The organism is Hylemonella sp. W303a (assembly GCF_046452315.1).
Classification (GTDB): Bacteria; Pseudomonadota; Gammaproteobacteria; order Burkholderiales; family Burkholderiaceae_C; genus Hylemonella.
The window spans coordinates 288,214-306,259 of record NZ_JBKFDG010000004.1 but is presented as its reverse complement, the minus strand read 5'-3'; the positions used below and the strand labels follow the sequence as shown (position 1 = coordinate 306,259).

The window sequence follows — 18,046 nt, the reverse complement described above, 5'->3', positions numbered from 1 at the left end:
CCTTGTTTTACGAAAGTGTCGGATAATTAATTTTTCATTTCAAATCAATAGCTTACCAGGGTAATTTTTTGATATGGAACGCCATTTTTTTGTATGGTGGATTTATGCTGCTGCGCAGCATGCCATTTCCCATATCGCAAAACGATGATATTGGCCTGCGGGAACCCGCCCGGGGTTACATCGTCGCTCAGGCCTGCGCCTCTTCCCAAAGCGCAAGCACGTCTTGCGCGGGCGCGGGGCGGCCGTGCAAATAGCCTTGCTGCACGATCTGACCCCGCGCATGCAGGAAATCCGCCTGCGCGCGCGTTTCCACGCCTTCGGCCACAACCTTGAGCCGCAGGTGGCGGGCCACCGACAAAATGGCGTCGACCAAGGCAGCGTCGTTGGGGTCGGTGGGTGCGTCCTGCACAAAGCTGCGATCGATCTTGATCTCGTCAATCGGCAGCCGCTTCAAATACGCCAAGGATGAATACCCGGTGCCGAAATCGTCCAGCGAGAACTTGACGCCCAAGCTCGCGAGCTGCGACATCTTGCGTGTCACGTTCTCCACCTGTTCCATCAAGATGCTCTCGGTGATTTCGATGATCAGGTCGCCCGGGGCTGCGCCATGGACGCGCAAGGCCTCTTGCACCTCGTGCACAAAGCTGGGCTGGTGGAATTGCCGCGTGCTGACATTGACGGCAATCGGCAGGCGCAGGCCACGCGCGCGCAAGGCACCGAGGTGGGCACAGACGCCCTGCAGCACCCAACGGCCCACGTCCGTGATCAGCTCACTTTCCTCGGCGATGGGAATGAAAGCGCCGGGCGCCACCAAGCCCTGCTCCGGGTGCTGCCAGCGCACCAAGGCCTCGGCGCTGACCATCCGGCCTTCAGCATCCACCTGAGGCTGCAGAAAGACCCGCAGCTCACCGGCCGCCAAGCCTCGGCGCAGGTCACGCTCGATCAGGAAGCGGCGGCTGACGACTTGCTCCATCGAGGCATCGAAGAACGCCGTGTGCCCCGCGCTGCCTTCTCGGCCGCGGCTGTCTTTCGCGCGGTGCAAGGCCGTGTCCGCGCGGCGCAGCACGTTCTCGGGCGAGTCCTGTTCCAGCACGCCACCCGGCCCCTGGGCCAGCCCATCGACTTCGACGCGGTGCGGCAACAAGGTGATGCCGATGCAGCAGCTCACGGCCAAGCTTTCGCCATGTCCCAATTGCACCGGTGTCGTCAGCGTGTCATGCAGGCTTTGCGCCAGGCGCAGGGCCTGCGCGCCCACCGCCTCACGCGCCGCGGGTTCACCCTGCGCGCCGCCCGGGTCGCCCGGACGCACGGGCTGAAGCAAGACGGCGAATTCATCGGCGTTCAAGTGGGCCAGCTGGGCCTCCGGCGGCAAGGCCGCGGCGAAGCGCCAGCTGAGCTGGCGCAGCAACTGGTCGCCCGCCGCCGGGCCGAGCGCATCGTTGACGGTCTGAAAGCGGTCCAGGTCGAGCAGCAGCAAGGCGCATTGTTCGGCGAGGGGCCCGTCGTCGGGCGCGTTCCGCGCGGCCCGCGTCTCCAGGGTCTCCTTCAGATCCAGCAGCAAACGATGGCGGTTGGGCAGTCCGGTCAAAGGATGGAACCAGGCCAACTGACGCGCCTTCTCCTCGGCGTTGCGCTGCAGTGTCACGTCCAGTTGCACGGCGAGGTAATGCGCCACCTCGTCCTTGGCGTTGCGCACGGGGGCGATGGTCATGCTCACCACGTAATCACGCCCGTCCTTGGCGCGGTTGATCAGCTCTCCATGCCAAGCCTGTCCCGCCTCGATCGTGCGCCACAGGGTGTCGTACACCTCGGCCGGGGTGCGTCTTGAGTTCAACAGCCGAGGATTCGTGCCCAGCACCTCGGCCTGCGTGTAGCCGCTCATGGCTTCGAAGGCGGGATTGACGTACTCGATATTGCCGTCGAGGTTGGTGATGACCACGCTGGCCGGGCTTTGCTCGATGGCCTGAGACAGGCGGATGAGTTGGTCTTGGTCCCGCTTGCGCTGGGTGATGTCGCGTGTCACGCCGAGGACACGGGTCACGCGCCCCGTCTTTTCGTCGGTCAGCAGGGTGGTCACGACTTCGGTGGGCATGAGCACGCCATCGCCGCTGAGGACCGGTGTCTCACCCAGAGCGGTGCGCTGGCTTTCGTCCCCCTCTTGCAAGGCGGCGATGCGTTGGCGCAAGCGCTCAAGCGTCGCCTGCTCCACGGCAGCAGGCAGCACGTCCTTGAACGACATGCTGGTGGCTTGCGCGGGGTCGTAGCCGAACAGGCGCACGGCGGGGCTGGCGTAGAGGTAATGGTCCGCCTCCAGGTCGTAGAGCCAGACGACATCGCTGCTGTTGTCGGCCAACAGGCGATACAAGGCTTCGCTTTCTAGCAGGGCTTGTTTGGCGCGCTGCAACTCCTCGATGTCGCGCAGCGAGTGCAGGCGCCGCCGACGTTCGTGCCGAAGGTACAGCGCCACGGCCAGCGCCAGCAAGCCCAAAACGGCCGTCAAGGCCATCCAGGCCCCGCTGGCGGCGGCACCGTGCAGCATTTCCTCCCGGCTTTGCTGAACCAGCAGCCACCACTCCGTGTCACCGATGCGATGCATCACGGCCAGCGCCGGCACGCCATGGTGTTCCAGCCCCTCGACCGGCGCGGCGGCATCGCGAGGCCAGGGCATGCGGCTCAGCACCCGGCGCAACTCCGCCACCCTTTCAGCAGGCACCTCGCCCTTGAAGATGAGCGGCTCACCGTCGCGACGCAGCAGAACTGCTTCTGCCCCCTGTCGCAGCAGAGGCCATTCGCTGAGCGCCTGTTTCAGGTAGGCCTCGGCATCGGCATGCAACACGAGGGCCGCCTGCGCAGGTCGGCGCACACCCTCGCTCAAGCTCGTGGTAACCAGGGGTGCGACAAAGGCCAAGCGCCATTGGCCACGCGCGTCGCGCCAAGGCCCCACCGACCGAGCTTGGTTCTGGGTGATCGCCAAGCGCACCGCATCGGACAGTTCCAGGTCCACCTGGGCGTCACCTTGCGAAGCGCCCGCGGTATCGAGCCAACGTCGTCCTTGCGCGTCGACGATTTCGGCGCGCGCGAGCATGGCCACTTGACGGGATCGATCAAGAAAGCGCCGCATTTCGCGCAGACTCAGCGCGTCACCTTGCTCGCGCCAGGCGGTCCAGCGCGCGCGCAGTTCCGGCGTGTTCGCCAAGTCGCTGGCGTCAGTGACCCGCTGCTGCTGCCAAGCGAAGAGCTCCTGGGACTTGGACTGGACCACGGCGCGCAGCTGGGCCTGCGCCTGTTCGCGCTCCTCGCGCATGGCTTGCCAAATGGTCGACGCCACGAACATCACCACGACCAGGGCCAGCACGGCGAACACCGCCATCGAACGCAAGAATGCGTAGCGTGAGGCCTCCGCGTCGATCGAGGCCGACTGCGCGAGCAGGCCACGGACGCGCCGCCGCAGCAGGAGGTGCAACATGGTGGCGCTGACGGCGACGAACAACCACCCCTTGAGGGTGGATGCCAGCAGCAGCATGTCCGGATCCCGCACCAACCAGCCCATGAGGCGATCGGAGAGCAAGATCCACAGGGACGCGAAAACCACGTAGATCAGCACCACGTCCAGGGTGCCGCGGGATCGCGTCAAATTGCTGCGGGTCCGAGGCCCAGCGGCCGATGCGGAACGGGAGGGATGAGGTGTGGAGTCTGCTTTCATGTACGGGCGGGCGCCATCATCGAGCAAGGCGCATGCCCGCGCACAGTACACAAACCCGAGGCCGGGAAAACCTCAGGATGCCGCCTGGATCAAGGCTGGGCGGCCCGTCGTCGTCAGGAAGTCAGGCGTGCGCTGTGCGCCGCATGCGGCTTCGGCGCAGGGCCGATGATGGCACGAGACAGGCTCATGCCGATCTCATCCCGATGCGGCCCTGGGTTGTGGGAGCCGGCCCCTCCTCGGCCGCAAGGTCCCCGCGCCCCTGTTTGCGCAGTGTCACGGCATCGGCCTCGGCCAGGGTCTTGTCCTTGTCCGTGAGGCGGAACACGCGGACGGTGTTGTGCACCATGCCCACTTGGTCGTTGAGGGACTTGGCCGACGCTGCCAGCTCTTCCACCATGGCGGCGTTCTGTTGCGTGATGCCGTCGAGATGAGACACCGCCGAGTTGATTTGTGCCGCGCCAGAGGCCTGCTCACGCGCCGCGGTGTTGATCTGATCCAGCAGCGCTGACACCCGACCGACCGACTCCATGACCCCGTCCATGCGGCTGCGCGCATCGACCGCGCGCTGTCCCCCGAGTTCGACGCGCTGGCGTGATTCCTCGATGAGTCCTTTGATTTCCTTCGACGCTTCCGCCGTGCGGCCAGCCAAGGTCCGCACTTCCGCGGCGACCACCGCGAAACCGCGGCCCTGTTCCCCCGCGCGGGCGGCTTCCACGGCTGCGTTCAAGGCCAGGATGTTGGTCTGGAAGGCGATGCCTTCGATCACCTGGATGATGTCGTTGATGCGGCGGGAGGATTCGGCGATCTCGTCCATGGTACTGGCCACGCTCTGCACTGCTTCGTGACTGCGCTGCGCGACGCCCGCAGTCTCGCGCGCGACGCCAGCTCCTTCCTCCGCCAGCTTGCTGGTCTGCTGGATGGTGCCGTTGATCTGGTCCATGGCGGCCGCGGTCTGCTCCAGGCTGCTGGCCTGCGACTCGGTGCGCGCGGACATGTCGGCATTGCCGCTAGCGATTTCACGCGCGCTCCCCAGGAGGTTGGCCACTTCGTGGCGGATGTCCCGCACCACGGTGCGTACCGAGACAGCCAGCTGGGCGAGGGCCAGCTGCAACCGGCCGATCTCCCCCTTGCTGGTGACCTGCACCTGGCGCGTCAAGTCACCCGCCGCCAGCAAGTTCGCCGTCTCGATCACGTTCTCCAAAGGCTTGATGCCGATGCGCACGAGGTAAAAGCCAAAGACTATCGCCGCGGCCACAGCCGCGGCCGTACCCACCCAGGGAGAAAAGCCGAAATGGGCCAGCACGGGCCCAATCAAGGCCGTGACCAGCATGGCCGTGAAGTAGCTGCCACGCAGCTCGGGACGCAGCCAACGCCAGAGCCGACCCGCCACGCTGTTGTTGCGAACCTCGCCATGGTGCAACACATGCACCCGACGTCCTGCAGCGGCCTCCGCGCGCATGGTGGCGTACAGGGCCTCGGCATTCGCGATTTCGGCGTCGGGTGCGCGGGTGCGCACCGAGAGATAACCAATGATGCGTTCTCCATCGCGCATCGGCGTGGCGTTGGCGCGCACCCAGTAGTAATCACCGTTCTTGCGCCTGTTCTTGACGAGAGCGGTCCAGGGCCGTCCATTCTGGATGGTGTCCCACATGTCACGGAACGCCTCCTCTGGCATGTCGGGGTGGCGCACCAGGTTGTGCGGCTGTCCCATCAGCTCCGACACTGTGTAGCCGCTCACGCTGGCGAAGTTGGTGTTGCAGTACGTTATGCGCCCCTTCAGATCGGTGATGGAGATCAGGGTCTGGTCGGCTGGAAAGGTGTAGCCGTTCTGGGTGACGGGCAGGTTGAGACGCATGATGCGTGGCTCCTTTGATAGGTTGGGCGCTCCTTGGCTGGATGTTCCGGTCGGCGGCAGGTGAAAGTTCTCCGCGCGCGCGGCGTGGGCAAACCACGACGCATGTCGACGCCGGTTGTGGAGACCTTGTCCTGGCTGTGTGCCTTGGGTCGGCTTGCAGGTTCCATATTTTCAGTTTTTCGTTTTTGCAAGTTCACAGTCCAGCACAGGGATCGGCTCCACTGTGCGCAAGGCTTGCACCGCGGTCAATGCCCTGCCAGTGTCAAAAACCGCCATGGCATCCTGAAGTGCACGCAACCCTTCCCGCAGACTGGCCGCAAGCGCGGGCGGCACGGGCATGGATGCGAACCGGGCGGGCAGGGCGTCGGCCAGGTCCAGCGCGGCCAAATCCTTGCGTTGCAGGCAATGCGCCAGGGTATCCAGCGCCAGCACCCACTCTTGGACCGTCGGCACGGACTGGGGCGTAGGCACCGCTGGCGCAGCCCCTCGCGTCGCGCTCCACTGGACCAGCGCCCCCTCGGTTTGCGCCCAGAGCGGCGTCAATTGAGCTTTCAACGTCGCCAGGGTGGCGGGCGGCGGCGTGGCTGGAGCGGAACGGGCTTCGGACAGCCCAGGCGCGCCAGCCCTTGGATGCTGCCGCGCCTCGCGCTCGATGCGGGCAGCCAGTTCACCCAAGCGCAAGGCGCCGACGGTGCGCGCGGCGCTCTTGAGCTGATGCGCAGCGTCGACCACACGTTCCTGGACACCTTGGGCGATCTCGGCGCACAACGATTGGGCCTGGGCGGAAAAATCCTGCAACAGGCGGTCGTAGAAAACCGTATCGGCAGCCAGTCGGTTCAACGCGGCCTCGGCGTCGAGCACCGGCCACTGGTCCAGGGCGGGCAGCGGTACGGGAGTGGCCGACGCCGGGGGCCCGGGCAGGATTGCGGATACCCCAGCTGAGTCAGCGTCTCCACGGGCATGGTGCAAGACGCACTGGATCAGCTGCTCCTGCTCGAAAGGTTTGCCGATGTGGTCATTCATGCCCGCATCGAGGCAGGCCTGCCGGTCAGACACCATGGCATTGGCGGTCATGGCGATGATGGGCAACTTGAGCCAGCGGGCCTGCCCTGGACGCGCGTCGGGCGCGGTTTGCGCCTGCGCGCCCTGGCGGCGGATGGCGCGGGTGGCCTGCAAACCATCCAACACCGGCATCTGCATGTCCATCAGTACCAGGTCGTAGGCTTCGGGTGCGGCATTCAGCGCATCCAGGGCCAGCTGGCCGTTTTCCGCGACGCGGATCTCGGCGCCTTCGCGGCTCAACATGCGGCGTGCGACCTCCTGGTTGATCAGGTTGTCTTCGACCAGCAGCAGGCGCAGGCCTGCCAAGCGCTGCCCCTTGACGGAGGGTGCGGCGGACGGCCGTTGCGCGGGTGCGCGCTTGCGTTGCAGCGCGGCACGGACCATGCCTGGGGTCAGGGGCTTGCGCAAACCGCCTCGCAGCGCGAGCGTGCTCATGGTCAGGACATCCGGCGCGGGAACGCGCTCCTTGGGCCACGCCTCGAGCTCGCGCGACCAGGCCTCGGCGGCCAGCCCATCCAGATCCAGCAAGATGGCTTCTGGGGCCGCCGCCTCCAGATGCTGAATCGCCTCGCGCAAGGTATCTACCCCATCAAGCACTCTCACCTGCCAACCCTGGCCAGCCAACATGCCCATCAGGACGGAACGCGCAAGCGTGGGAGGCGCCAGCAGCCAGATTCTTGTTGCGTGGTCGCCGTTCTTGGCGAGACCGTCCTCGCCCAGCTCAGAGACCCCCAGACACAACTGAAAGGAAAAACAGCTGCCATGCCCCAGCGCGCTCTCGACGGTCAGCGCGCGCCCTTCACCGCTGGCCTCGACCATCAAGCCCACCAATCGTTGGCTGATGGCCAGACCCAGGCCCGTGCCGCCGTAACGACGCGAGGTGGAAGCCTCGGCTTGACTGAAGCCGCTGAAGATGTGCTGGATCTGGTCCGGGCTGATCCCGATGCCCGTGTCCTGGACGGCGAACTCAAGTAATACAGTCCCCTCGTCACGGCGCATTTGGCGCACGCGAAGCACCACGTGCCCCTGGGCTGTGAACTTGATGGCGTTGCCCCCCAGATTCATCAGGACTTGCTTGAGGCGCAGCATGTCGCCCCGCAGCACGGGGGGAATGGCGGGATCGATGTCGTAGATCAACTCCAGGGACTTGTCGCCCAAGGCGCCGGACAAAATGGGTGAGAGCTCGGCATACAAGGCGTCCAGCGCGAAGGGCTCCAGATCCAGGGACATCTTGCCCACCTCGATCTTGGAAAAATCAAGAATGTCGTTGAGGATGTCCAACAACGTGCGCGCGGCACTCCCAATCTTGCCCAGCAGGTCTTCCTGCTCCGCATCGAGCGGGGTCTGCTCCAGCAACTGCAGCATGCCAATGACGGCATTCATCGGTGTTCGGATTTCATGGCTCATATTGGCCAGGAACCGACTCTTGCCTTCCGCGGCCGCCTCGGCCGCCTGGAGGGCCTCCTGGATGTCGGTGATGTCGATGCGAAACAGCACATGCAGGCCATCGGGCGTCGCATGGCCGATGTATTTCACCCAACGCCCGGTGCTGAGCTGCACGTGATAGCGGAAGTCCGGACGCTCCATCATCTGACGCATCTCGCGCAGCTGGGCGTGTGGATCGGCGTTGCCGCGGTACACACCGGCATCGATCAGCATCTGAGCCACCGTGTCGAAGCTCACACCGGTGGTGATGGCATTGCGCTTGGGCCCCAGGATTTCGCGGTATTTTTCGTTGTAGAACAACAGACGCTCGTGCTTGTCGTAAACGGCAAAGGCTTCACCCAGGGCCTCGAAGGCCGAGCGCAAGAGGCGCTCGCCCGCCTGGATGCGCTGGCGTGCCAACACGTAGGCGCTGATGTCTTGCACCGAGCCGATCAGGCGTTGCGGCTTGCCCTTGTGGAGTTCCACCTCGCCACTCAAGCGCAGCCACGTTTCGGACCCATCCACTTGCTCGACTTTGAGGGCCTGACTGAAGACCTGGGCACGCCCTTGAAGCAGGGCGTCGACGTTGCCCCGCAGCTCTTGCGCCACCTGCGGTGGCAAGCGTTGCATGACCTCGCTGACTGGCAACTGCGCCGCGTCCAAGCGAAGAATGGCGCGCGCCTCCTCGGAAAAATTCAGCACCCCCGAACCCAGGTCGCCATGCCACCCGCCCACCCCCGCGATGCGGCCCGTGCGCTGAAGCAGCACTTCATGGTTTTTGCGTGCCGTGATGTCGGTCCGGACCGAGACATAGCGCTCGGGCAGTCCGTCCGGCCCCATCAGTGGGGCGATCACGCTGTCCACCCAATAGAGCGAACCGCTTTTCGCGCGGTTGCAGATCTCGCCACGCCAAACGCGCCCTTGCCCAATGGTGGTCCACATGTCCCGCCAGAACTCCGACGTGTGGTGGCCCGAGTTCAACAGGTTGTGGTTCAGTCCCAGCAATTCATCCTGGGCATAGCCGCTGATGTGCGTGAAGCGTTCGTTGAAACGGAGGATGCGGCCCTGCAGATCCGTTTCGGAAACAATGGCGTGCTGGTCCATGATGCTGTTGAGGTTCTCATGGTCCCGCAAGGCCTGCCGCACGCGCTCTTGCTCTGCGCGCGCGACGTCGATGTCGATTTGCACGACCATCCAGCCAATGAACTCCGCCTGAGCTGCATCTTGCAAGGGGTGGAGTTCAACAATCATCCAGCGTGGTGGGCCACCCGCGTGGCGGAACTGCACATCCACGCGCAGGGGCACGCGAGCGTGCAAGGCCGAGTCCAGTTCGAGGCGACGCGGTCCGGGCAGCACGGATTTGCGCAGAAGTTCAGCCAAGGTCATGCGCGTCAACTCGCCTTGTCCATAACCTGTCAGATGGCTGTAGGCTGTGTCGGCCCAGACGATGCGGCCGGCAGCGTCCGTGAAGGCCACGGCGTCCTGGGGTGAGCGGGCCATGCGGACCACGTGCGCGATGTCCAAGGGGGGGCGTCCATGGCGCTGGCGCCGCCATAGCCACCACGCCGCGCCGAGCACGCCAGCTTGCGCAAGCACCGCGGACAACCCGATCAGCGCGGCCACATCCATGAGGACTCAGCCGGGCACGCGCAGCCCTGCGCCACGCATGACCTCGCGCAGCGCAGGAATGGACAAAGGCTTGGGAACCAAACCATCCGCGCCCAGGGCCAAGTAATGCCTGCGCGTGACCTCATCGTCGTTTCCGCTGACCATGACGATGGGCAGATGCCGCCCGGCCAGCTTGCGCAACGCCAGCAAGGTGTCCTGGCCATTGAACGTGGGCATGTAGATGTCGAGCAGCACGAGGTCAAAGGCCTCTTTCCGCGCGAGCTCCACGGCCGTGTGTCCGTCCGGGGCCAGGGCGCCTTGACAGCCCATCTCGCGCAGCAGGCGCGACGCGACGCGCAAGTTCAGGACATCGTCGTCCACGACCAGCACGCGAACGCCTGCATCGCCTGCGGCGAGGCCAGCGGAGGTTGGTAACGCCGTCGATGCCATGGGGCATCATGGCACAGGGACGCAGCGGTTTCAGCGCCTGGCAGACTCTGTCGGCGCCGCGTTGTCGAGGGGCTCGACAGGCCAGCGATACACCCAGACCGGCTTACCCGAAACGGTTTTCAGCTTGGCCGCGGGTTTGAAGCCGCGCGCCTCGAACTCCAGGCTCACCAGCCAGGCGCCGGGTCGCAGCTCCGTCGCGGCCTTGGCCATGGCGCGGGGCAGCGTCTCGGGGCGCTGGAACAGGTAGACCAGATCGTAGACCGACCAGTCGACCTCCCACATATCGCCGCGCTCCACATGCGCGCGGATGCCGAGGCCCTGGCAGCGCCGCTGGCACCAGCAGGCCAGGGGGCGGCTCCACTCCACGCCATGCAGCTCCGCCAGCGGATAGGCCTGGCGCAGCGCCTCCAAGCCCTGGCCTAGGCCGCAACCGGCGTCCAGCACCTTGGCGCCGGGCTCCAGCGGGGCCACCTCGGGCAGGTCGTTCAAGGCGTCCTCGGGCGTCGGGAACAAGGGCGCGTCCCGCCAGGCATTCAGCGGGTAGATCAAGGCCAACAGGGCCAGTGGCAACAGCCAGGCCCAGGCGGGCACGCTCAACGCCCCCGAGAAGAACAGCGACAGCGGGAAGCCCAGGCCGATCACCAAGCGACGCCACCACGTGCCACCCAACAGACTGAGCAGCACGCCCGCCAGGGTCACCAGGCCCAACACCGCCCACAGGGGCAGGTTGGTCTTGAGCTGAAGCAGCGAATAAAGAAACCAGCAGACGCTCCAGGCCATCAAGGCTGGCAAAGGCCAGCCAAAAGACCGGAACGACATCCGAGGCAAGGAAGATCGCATGGTGGGCTCGCTGCGCCGGGCGGACTCAATCGCCACTGCCCGTGCGACGCAGGCGGTCGATCAGGCCGTTGAGCTCGTCCAGCGAGCCGAACTGCACGGACAGCTCGCCCATTTCCTCCACGCGCCCATTGCGCTTGACGCGCTTCTTGACGCGCACTTCGACCTGCGCGGTCAGCAGGTCCGACAGTTCTTCTTCGACGCGCTTGAGGTCGCGCGATTTTTCCTTGCCAGGTTTCTGCGGTGCCAGGCTGAATTCGGCGCCCAGCTTCTTGACCAGGCTCTCCGCCTCGCGCACGGAATATTTCTTCGCGGCGATTTGATTGGCCGCCGTGATCTGGGTGGCACGGTCCAACGCCAGGAGCGCGCGCGCGTGACCCATGTCGAGGTCACCCGCCATCAGCATGGCCTGCACTGGCTCGGCCAGGTTGAGCAGGCGCAGCAGGTTGCTGGCCGCGCTGCGCGAGCGGCCCACCGCCTGCGCGGCTTGCTCGTGCGTCAGGCCGAACTCGCGGATCAAGCGCTGCAGGCCCTGGGCCTCTTCCAAGGGGTTGAGGTCCTCGCGCTGGATGTTCTCGATGAGGGCCATCGCGGCGGCGGCCTCGTTGGGCACCTCGCGCACCAGCACGGGCACGCTGTCCAGGCCCGCGAGCTTGGCGGCGCGAAACCGGCGTTCACCGGCGATGATTTCGTGCTTGCCCGCGTTCGGTCCTTCATGGAGCTTGCGGACCAAGATGGGCGACATGATGCCCTGGGCCTTGATGGACTCGGCCAGCTCGTACAAGGCACCCTCGTCCATGCGGGTGCGCGGCTGGTACATGCCGGGCACCATCTCTTCCAAGCGCAGGCTGCCGACCTGACCGGCCTGGGGCACGACGCCGTCCGGCGCGGGTTCAGCCTGGTGTTCCTCGACCTTGGGGCCCAGCAGGGCTTCCAGGCCCAGGCCCAGGCCCCTGGATTTTTTCGTGACCATGTCTGTATGTACTCCCGGTGGCGTCAAGTTCAGGTTCAGATCGGGCGGCATCACCGCCAAGGCGGTGGGGGGCAACCGCCGTTTCAGGTGTCGTTGTTTCATCGCGCCTCGGAACTAGGCGGGCGGCTGCATCAGCGTCTGCAGCAAGGTGTGGCCTTCGGGCCAGTCGCCCAGGCCCGAGTCGGCGTTGATGTGGCCGCGCTCGCCGTAATCGATGAAGCGCGCGCCCCAGTCCGTCGCCAGGCCCTGTGCGCGCTCGAAGCGGCAGTACGGGTCATTGCGGCTGCCCAACAGGATGCTGGGAAAGGGCAGGCGCTGGCGCACGATGGGCGACCAACTGGGCAACGGACCCCGGATCTCCTCACGCTCCGCATCCCCTGGAGCGACCAGCAGGGCCCCTCGGACACGGTGCGTGTTGCGGCTGTGCGCGGCCCAGGCCGCCACCAGGATGCAGCCCAGGCTGTGGGCCACCAGCACCACAGGGCCGCTGCGATCGGTGTCACACGCCAGGATGGCTTCCTCCAACTGAATCTGCCAGTCGCCACGAAGTGGGCGCTCCCAATCATGCTGCTGGACCCGCACATAGCCGTGTTGGGCTTCCCACAGGCTCTGCCAATGTGCGGCGCCGGAGTTGTACCACCCAGGCAGGAGCAAGACGTTGCAATTATTCATCCGATAGCATGCGCTTACTTTGCCATCACATCTTGCCGATGCGCCCGACCATTTCTTCCGCGAAGGTGAAGAAGGACTGGGCACCGCGCGCGGCCGGATCAAACACCACGCCGGGCAGGCCGTAACTCGGTGCTTCCGCCAGACGCACATTGCGCGGAATCACGGCGTCGAAGACCTTGTCGCCGAAGTGGGCCTTGAGCTGGTCGCTGACCTGGGCCTGCAGGGTGACACGCGGGTCGTACATGACGCGCAGCAGACCGATGATTTGCAGGTCCGGATTCAGGTTGGCGTGCACCTGTTTGATGGTGTTCACCAAATCGGCCAGGCCCTCGAGCGCGAAGTACTCGCACTGCATGGGCACGATGACACCATGCGCCGCGCACAAGCCATTGAGCGTCAGCATGGAGAGGCTGGGCGGGCAATCGATCAGCACGAAATCGTACTCGTCCATGACCAGAGCCAACGCGTTCTTGAGGCGGCGCTCGCGCTGCTCCAGATCGACCAGTTCGACTTCGGCACCGGCCAATTCACGGTTGGCGCCCAGGATGTCGTAGCTGTAGCCCGCCTCCACCAACTTGTCGCTCTTGACGCGGGCCTCGGCCACGGAGGCCGTGCCCAGCAGCACGTCGTACACCGTGCGTGCCAGCTGGCGTTTGTCCACGCCCGAGCCCATGGTGGCGTTGCCTTGTGGATCGAGATCGACCATCAGCACACGCTGATTCAACTTGGCCAAACCAGCCGCCAGATTGACCGTGGTGGTGGTTTTTCCCACACCACCCTTTTGATTCGCAACGCAAAAAATCTTGGCCATGCAGCCCTCGTGTTTTGAACTTCGACTATCCGTATATCTCTAGGGAGCGCTGTCTTACTTGGTCAGCGCAAGCTTCAGGCCAAAACCGATCAAGAAGATTCCCGCGATTTTTTCCAGCATTCGTCCAATGCCCGGGCTGGCGCGCAAGCGCTCGGCAAGGTGATGCGTCAGCAACACGGCAATCAAGGAGTACAGAAAGCCAAGCAGCGCAACCGTGGCCGCCATCACGCCAAAGGTCAGCACCCCTTGATGCTGGGCCGGATCAATGAACAGCGGAAAGAAAGCCATGTAAAACACGATGGCCTTGGGATTGAGCAAGGTGATGATGAAGGCTTGCCGGAAGTAGTGACGGGGTTCGATGTGCAGCACAGGCGCATCGCCGGGCTTCGCCGTCAGCATCTTGAAACCCATCCACGCGAGATACGCCGCGCCCAGCCACTGCACGAGATGAAAGGCGGTGGGGTAAGCCGCCAACAACGCGGCCACGCCCGCGACGGCGGACCACATCAAAATTTGGTCGCCCACGATGATGCCAAACGATGCCGCCAGCCCCCCAGCCCGGCCACCCTTGCCCGTGGACGTGATGATGGCCAGGTTGCCCGGCCCGGGGATCAACAGGAACAGGATGATGGCGGTGACAAAAGCACCGTAGTCTGCAATGCCGAACATGGGAGCCGTCTCTCAAAAGAAGGCGTCGAGTGTACGACGCCCGCCGCACAGGGGACTCAGCCGGAGGCGTTTGCACCCGCTTTTTTGCGTAACCAGACCATGCAACGCTCCGCATCCAAGCCCGGCACCCTCAGTGGTTCCACGTGAAACACCTCGATCTCGGCGGGCAAGGCGGCCATTTCCTCCGTCGGGTGCCGCCCTTTCATCGCCATCCAGACACCCTGAGCCGCCAACGCGCCAGAGGACCACGCAGTGAAATCAGCCAGGGAGGCAAAGGCGCGGGAAGTCACCACGTCAAAAGGTCCCGTCAGGCTTTCCACCCGCGCATGCAGACCGTGCAAATGGGGCAGCTTGAGCGCGATGGCCACTTGCTGGATGAAAGTGGCTTTCTTCGCCACCGTGTCCACGCAGGTCACCTCGATCTCCGGGCAGCAGATGGCGACGACCACGCCCGGCAAGCCCGCGCCGGAACCCACGTCGAGCAAACGCTTGGGCTGTCCCTGGGTCTGCCGCCGCAGTGGGGCCACGACGGCCAGGCTGTCCAGCAGGTGGTGCGTGAACATGTCCTGGGCATCCCGCAGCGCCGTCAGGTTGTAGACCTTGTTCCACTTCTGGATCAGGGCCAGGTAGTCCAACAGCTGAGTTTGCTGGGTGTCGGTCAGCGCCCAGCCCAGTGCCTTGGCACCCGCCTCCAGACGAACGGCCAGATCACTTGCCAACACAGCCGTCGTCATGCCGCCTCAGCCATCTTGGCAAAGCCCTTGAAGCCGCTCTTGCGCAGATGGATCAGCAGCAGAGAGATGGTGGCCGGCGTGATACCGGAGATACGCGAGGCTTGGCCCAGGGTTTCGGGGCGGTGCTTCTGCAACTTCTGCCGGGCCTCAATGCTCAGCGCGGTCACAGCCATGTAGTCCAGGTCCGCAGGCAGCTGAAGCTGCTCGTAATGGGCAGCGCGTTCCACCTCGTCCCGTTGGCGATCGATGTAACCCGCGTACTTGGCCGCGATCTCGATCTGGTCCACCACGGGTTCGTACAGATCGCCCAAGGTTTCACGTGAAACACCGGCCAGGGGCGCTGCAGCGGAAGCGGCATCCTGCGTCCCGTCACGCGCACTGGGCATCGGACGGGCGTACTTGCCGCCGTCCATGGACATCAGTTCCGCGTACTTCACGCCCGGGCGGCGCAGCAGGTCAAACAGATGGTATTCATGCTCGATGCCCACCCCCAGCACCCGCTCAGCCTCGGCGGCCGGCAGGATGCGCGGGTTCACCCAGGTCGATTTCAGGCGTTCGGTTTCACGTGAAACAGCGTCCCGCTTGCGGTTGAATGCCTCCCAGCGGGCATCGTCCACCAGGCCCAGCCGACGGCCTGTTTCGGTGAGGCGCATGTCGGCGTTGTCTTCCCGCAGCTGCAGGCGGAACTCGGCCCGGCTGGTGAACATGCGGTACGGCTCGGTCACGCCCTTGGTGATCAGGTCATCGACCAGCACGCCCAGGTAGGCTTGGTCGCGGCCCGGCAGCCAGGCTGCCTCGCCTCGGCTTTGCAGCGCAGCGTTGATGCCGGCGAACAGGCCTTGAGCGGCAGCCTCTTCGTAGCCGGTAGTGCCGTTGATCTGACCGGCGAAAAACAGGCCTTGGATCTGGCGAGTCTCGAAACTGCTCTTGAGCGAACGCGGATCGAAGTAGTCGTACTCGATGGCGTAGCCGGGTCGCAAAATGTTGGCATTTTCCAGGCCGCGCATGGAGCGCACCAGGGCCAGTTGGATGTCAAACGGCAAGCTGGTGGAGATGCCATTGGGGTAGTACTCGTTCGTCGTCAGGCCCTCGGGCTCGAGGAAAATCTGATGACTGTCCTTGCCCGCGAAGCGGTTGATCTTGTCCTCCACACTGGGGCAGTACCGCGGCCCCACGCCTTCGATCTTGCCCGTGAACATGGGGCTGCGGTCGAAACCCGAGCGGATGATCTCGTGCGTGCGTTCATTGGTGTGCGTGATCCAGCAGGGCATCTGCTGGGGGTGCATCTCGCGGCGGCCCATGAAGCTGAACACGGGCACCTCGCCCTCGTTCGCACCCTGGCTGGCCGCGCCGGGCATGCCATCCCCGGGCTGCTCCGTGCACAGCGAAAAATCGATGGTGCGCCCATCCAGGCGCGGCGGCGTGCCCGTTTTGAGCCGGCCCTGGGGCAGCTGGAGTTCTTTGAGGCGCGCCGACAGGCTGACCGCCGGCGGGTCCCCGGCCCGGCCCGCCGCATAGTTGTCCAAGCCGATGTGGATTTTCCCGTCCAGAAAAGTCCCGGCCGTGAGCACGACCGTGCGCCCGCGGAAGGCGATGCCGGCCTGGGTGACGGCGCCGACCACCCTCGCACCGTCGCCATCCCCCTCCACCATCAAATCGTCCACGGCCTGTTGGAACAGCATCAAGTTCGGCTGGTTCTCCAGGCGGCGACGGATCGCCGCCTTGTAAAGAATCCGGTCGGCTTGGGCGCGCGTGGCACGCACGGCCGGCCCCTTGCTGGCATTGAGAATGCGAAATTGGATGCCCGCCTCGTCCGTCGCGATGGCCATGGCGCCACCCAGCGCGTCCACTTCCTTGACCAGGTGCCCCTTGCCGATGCCGCCGATGCTGGGGTTGCAACTCATCTGCCCCAGGGTTTCGATGTTGTGGGTCAACAGCAAGGTTTTGCAACCCATGCGCGCAGCCGCCAAGGCTGCCTCGGTGCCGGCATGGCCGCCACCGACAACGATGACTTCAAATTCTTCGGGGTACAGCATGGGGGGCTTCTCCTGTGGCAGCGGCCTTGGGAATCAAGGCGGGACGCACAGACAGAGTAGGCGTGCGAGGGGCGAAATTTTACCGGGCCCTCTGTTTTTGCGCCATCACAGGGACTGGCGAGGTTTTGTGTTTCACGTGGAACAACTCGCAGAAGGCGCCCAGCGCCAACAGGTTGTTGATGTCTCGCCGCTGAGACCCGCGAGACGCAGATCCCACAGCAGCCCCGCGCGCGAACACGGCACGGCGATGTCCACGGCCCCCAAGTCTGTGGTCCAATGCCCGCCATGAAAGTCCTCGTTTTCGCGGGCAGCACTCGCCAGCAATCCCTGAACCGCCAACTCGCCCGTGTCACGGCGGCCATGGTCCGCGCCAGCGGCGCCGAGGTCACGCACCTTGAGTTGGGGGACTACGATGTTCCGCTGTACAACGGCGACCTGGAAACACGGGGTACACCGCCCGACGTGGTGCGCCTCAAGCAGGTCTTTTTCGAGCACCCGGCCTGGATCATCTGCACGCCCGAGTACAACGCCAGCTACCCCGCTCTGGTCAAGAACACCTTCGACTGGCTCTCGCGCCCCGTCGCCAACAACCCGGAATGGTCCGATGGCTACAAAGCCACGCGCGGCAAGGTGGTGGGGGTGCTCAGCGCCTCGCCAGGTGCGCTCGGCGGCCTGCGCTCGCAAAGCCATCTGGTGCCCCTGCTCATGAACCTGCAATGCTGGGTCACACCGCAAAGCTTTGCATTGGGTCGCGCGGGCGAAGCATTTGACGCCGCAGGGCAGCTGTCGTCGGACCGCGCACGCGGCGCCGTCCAGGCCGTGCTCGACCAGGTGCTGTTCGCGGCACAACGCCTGAACGGCTGAGCAGCTCCATCCGGCCATGGACTGCCGCCCCGGCTGCGCCGCCTGCTGCATCGCGCCCTCGATCTCCAGCCCCATCCCGGGCATGCCGGTGGTCGGCGGCATCAGCAAGCCGGCGGGTGTGCCCTGCATCCATCTGGACGAGCAACTGCGCTGCAAGCTCTTCGGTCGCCCAGAACGGCCCACCGTCTGCGGCAGCCTGATGCCTGCGCTCGACATGTGCGGGGACAGCCGGGACCAGGCGCTGCGCTTCCTCGGCTGGCTGGAGCAGGACACCTCGCCCTCGCCGGTCGGCCCACCCGCACCCTGTCGGCCCTAGGGCCTGTTCACACTCATTTCCCGAGATGCGT

13 protein-coding genes are annotated in these 18,046 nt (G+C 65.1%); 2 read left to right on the top strand and 11 right to left on the bottom strand.

The genetic code is table 11. From position 1 onward, the window contains the following. Positions 1-187: 187 nt before the first annotated feature. The 11 genes from ACLBKS_RS09835 to mnmG all read right to left on the bottom strand — a co-directional run bounded on the left by ACLBKS_RS09835 (position 188) and on the right by mnmG (position 16,835). The gene (locus tag ACLBKS_RS09835; RefSeq protein WP_410192623.1) at positions 188-3,634 is read right to left on the bottom strand and encodes an EAL domain-containing protein; all 3,447 of its coding nucleotides are present in this window, start codon (positions 3,632-3,634) and stop codon (positions 188-190) included. 253 nt (positions 3,635-3,887) lie between these two features. Further along, on the bottom strand, positions 3,888-5,558 hold the full coding sequence (locus tag ACLBKS_RS09830) for a methyl-accepting chemotaxis protein (protein WP_410192622.1): 1,671 nt from the start codon (positions 5,556-5,558) through the stop codon (positions 3,888-3,890). A gap of 171 nt (positions 5,559-5,729) precedes the next feature. After that, positions 5,730-9,674: a PAS domain S-box protein gene (locus tag ACLBKS_RS09825; protein ID WP_410192621.1), complete on the bottom strand. Its 3,945-nt coding sequence runs from the start codon at positions 9,672-9,674 to the stop codon at positions 5,730-5,732. A 6-nt stretch (positions 9,675-9,680) separates the two neighbouring features. Continuing rightward, positions 9,681-10,103 carry a response regulator gene (locus ACLBKS_RS09820; RefSeq protein ID WP_410192620.1) on the bottom strand — a complete coding sequence of 141 codons (423 nt, stop codon included), beginning with the start codon at positions 10,101-10,103 and terminating at the stop codon, positions 9,681-9,683. A 30-nt stretch (positions 10,104-10,133) separates the two neighbouring features. After that, positions 10,134-10,943, bottom strand: coding sequence for a class I SAM-dependent methyltransferase (locus ACLBKS_RS09815; RefSeq protein WP_410192619.1), 810 nt, complete (start codon positions 10,941-10,943; stop codon positions 10,134-10,136). A 25-nt stretch (positions 10,944-10,968) separates the two neighbouring features. Next, a complete protein-coding gene (locus tag ACLBKS_RS09810; protein ID WP_410192752.1) occupies positions 10,969-11,913 on the bottom strand; it encodes a ParB/RepB/Spo0J family partition protein in 945 nt (314 codons plus the stop codon). A 114-nt stretch (positions 11,914-12,027) separates the two neighbouring features. Next, on the bottom strand, positions 12,028-12,585 hold the full coding sequence (locus tag ACLBKS_RS09805) for an RBBP9/YdeN family alpha/beta hydrolase (RefSeq protein ID WP_410192618.1): 558 nt from the start codon (positions 12,583-12,585) through the stop codon (positions 12,028-12,030). Between the two features lie 25 nt (positions 12,586-12,610). Continuing rightward, complete coding sequence (locus ACLBKS_RS09800) at positions 12,611-13,396, bottom strand: ParA family protein (protein ID WP_410192617.1); 786 nt, start codon at positions 13,394-13,396, stop codon at positions 12,611-12,613. 54 nt (positions 13,397-13,450) lie between these two features. Continuing rightward, positions 13,451-14,065 carry a LysE family translocator gene (locus ACLBKS_RS09795; protein ID WP_410192616.1) on the bottom strand — a complete coding sequence of 205 codons (615 nt, stop codon included), beginning with the start codon at positions 14,063-14,065 and terminating at the stop codon, positions 13,451-13,453. Between the two features lie 56 nt (positions 14,066-14,121). Continuing rightward, on the bottom strand, positions 14,122-14,799 hold the full coding sequence (rsmG, locus tag ACLBKS_RS09790) for a 16S rRNA (guanine(527)-N(7))-methyltransferase RsmG (protein WP_410192615.1): 678 nt from the start codon (positions 14,797-14,799) through the stop codon (positions 14,122-14,124). Continuing rightward, positions 14,796-16,835, bottom strand: coding sequence for a tRNA uridine-5-carboxymethylaminomethyl(34) synthesis enzyme MnmG (gene mnmG / locus ACLBKS_RS09785; RefSeq protein ID WP_410192614.1), 2,040 nt, complete (start codon positions 16,833-16,835; stop codon positions 14,796-14,798). Before mnmG ends, rsmG begins: the two co-directional genes overlap by 4 nt. Positions 16,836-17,120: 285 nt before the next feature. Between mnmG and ACLBKS_RS09780 the strand changes: the two genes are divergently transcribed. Together ACLBKS_RS09780 and ACLBKS_RS09775 are read left to right on the top strand one after the other, a co-directional pair. Beyond that, positions 17,121-17,699, top strand: coding sequence for an NADPH-dependent FMN reductase (locus ACLBKS_RS09780; protein WP_410192613.1), 579 nt, complete (start codon positions 17,121-17,123; stop codon positions 17,697-17,699). Positions 17,700-17,715: 16 nt separating this feature from the next. Further along, on the top strand, positions 17,716-18,015 hold the full coding sequence (locus ACLBKS_RS09775) for a YkgJ family cysteine cluster protein (RefSeq protein WP_410192612.1): 300 nt from the start codon (positions 17,716-17,718) through the stop codon (positions 18,013-18,015). Positions 18,016-18,046: the final 31 nt, after the last annotated feature.

Coding starts and splice junctions, on each gene's coding strand:
- ACLBKS_RS09820 (WP_410192620.1), bottom strand. CDS start 10,103: ATGGCATCGACGGCGTTACCAACCTCCGCTGGCCTCGCCGCAGGCGAT.
- ACLBKS_RS09805 (WP_410192618.1), bottom strand. CDS start 12,585: ATGAATAATTGCAACGTCTTGCTCCTGCCTGGGTGGTACAACTCCGGC.
- ACLBKS_RS09810 (WP_410192752.1), bottom strand. CDS start 11,913: ATGGTCACGAAAAAATCCAGGGGCCTGGGCCTGGGCCTGGAAGCCCTG.
- ACLBKS_RS09795 (WP_410192616.1), bottom strand. CDS start 14,065: ATGTTCGGCATTGCAGACTACGGTGCTTTTGTCACCGCCATCATCCTG.
- rsmG (WP_410192615.1), bottom strand. CDS start 14,799: ATGACGACGGCTGTGTTGGCAAGTGATCTGGCCGTTCGTCTGGAGGCG.
- ACLBKS_RS09815 (WP_410192619.1), bottom strand. CDS start 10,943: ATGCGATCTTCCTTGCCTCGGATGTCGTTCCGGTCTTTTGGCTGGCCT.
- ACLBKS_RS09830 (WP_410192622.1), bottom strand. CDS start 5,558: ATGCGTCTCAACCTGCCCGTCACCCAGAACGGCTACACCTTTCCAGCC.
- mnmG (WP_410192614.1), bottom strand. CDS start 16,835: ATGCTGTACCCCGAAGAATTTGAAGTCATCGTTGTCGGTGGCGGCCAT.
- ACLBKS_RS09775 (WP_410192612.1), top strand. CDS start 17,716: ATGGACTGCCGCCCCGGCTGCGCCGCCTGCTGCATCGCGCCCTCGATC.
- ACLBKS_RS09800 (WP_410192617.1), bottom strand. CDS start 13,396: ATGGCCAAGATTTTTTGCGTTGCGAATCAAAAGGGTGGTGTGGGAAAA.
- ACLBKS_RS09780 (WP_410192613.1), top strand. CDS start 17,121: ATGAAAGTCCTCGTTTTCGCGGGCAGCACTCGCCAGCAATCCCTGAAC.
- ACLBKS_RS09825 (WP_410192621.1), bottom strand. CDS start 9,674: ATGGATGTGGCCGCGCTGATCGGGTTGTCCGCGGTGCTTGCGCAAGCT.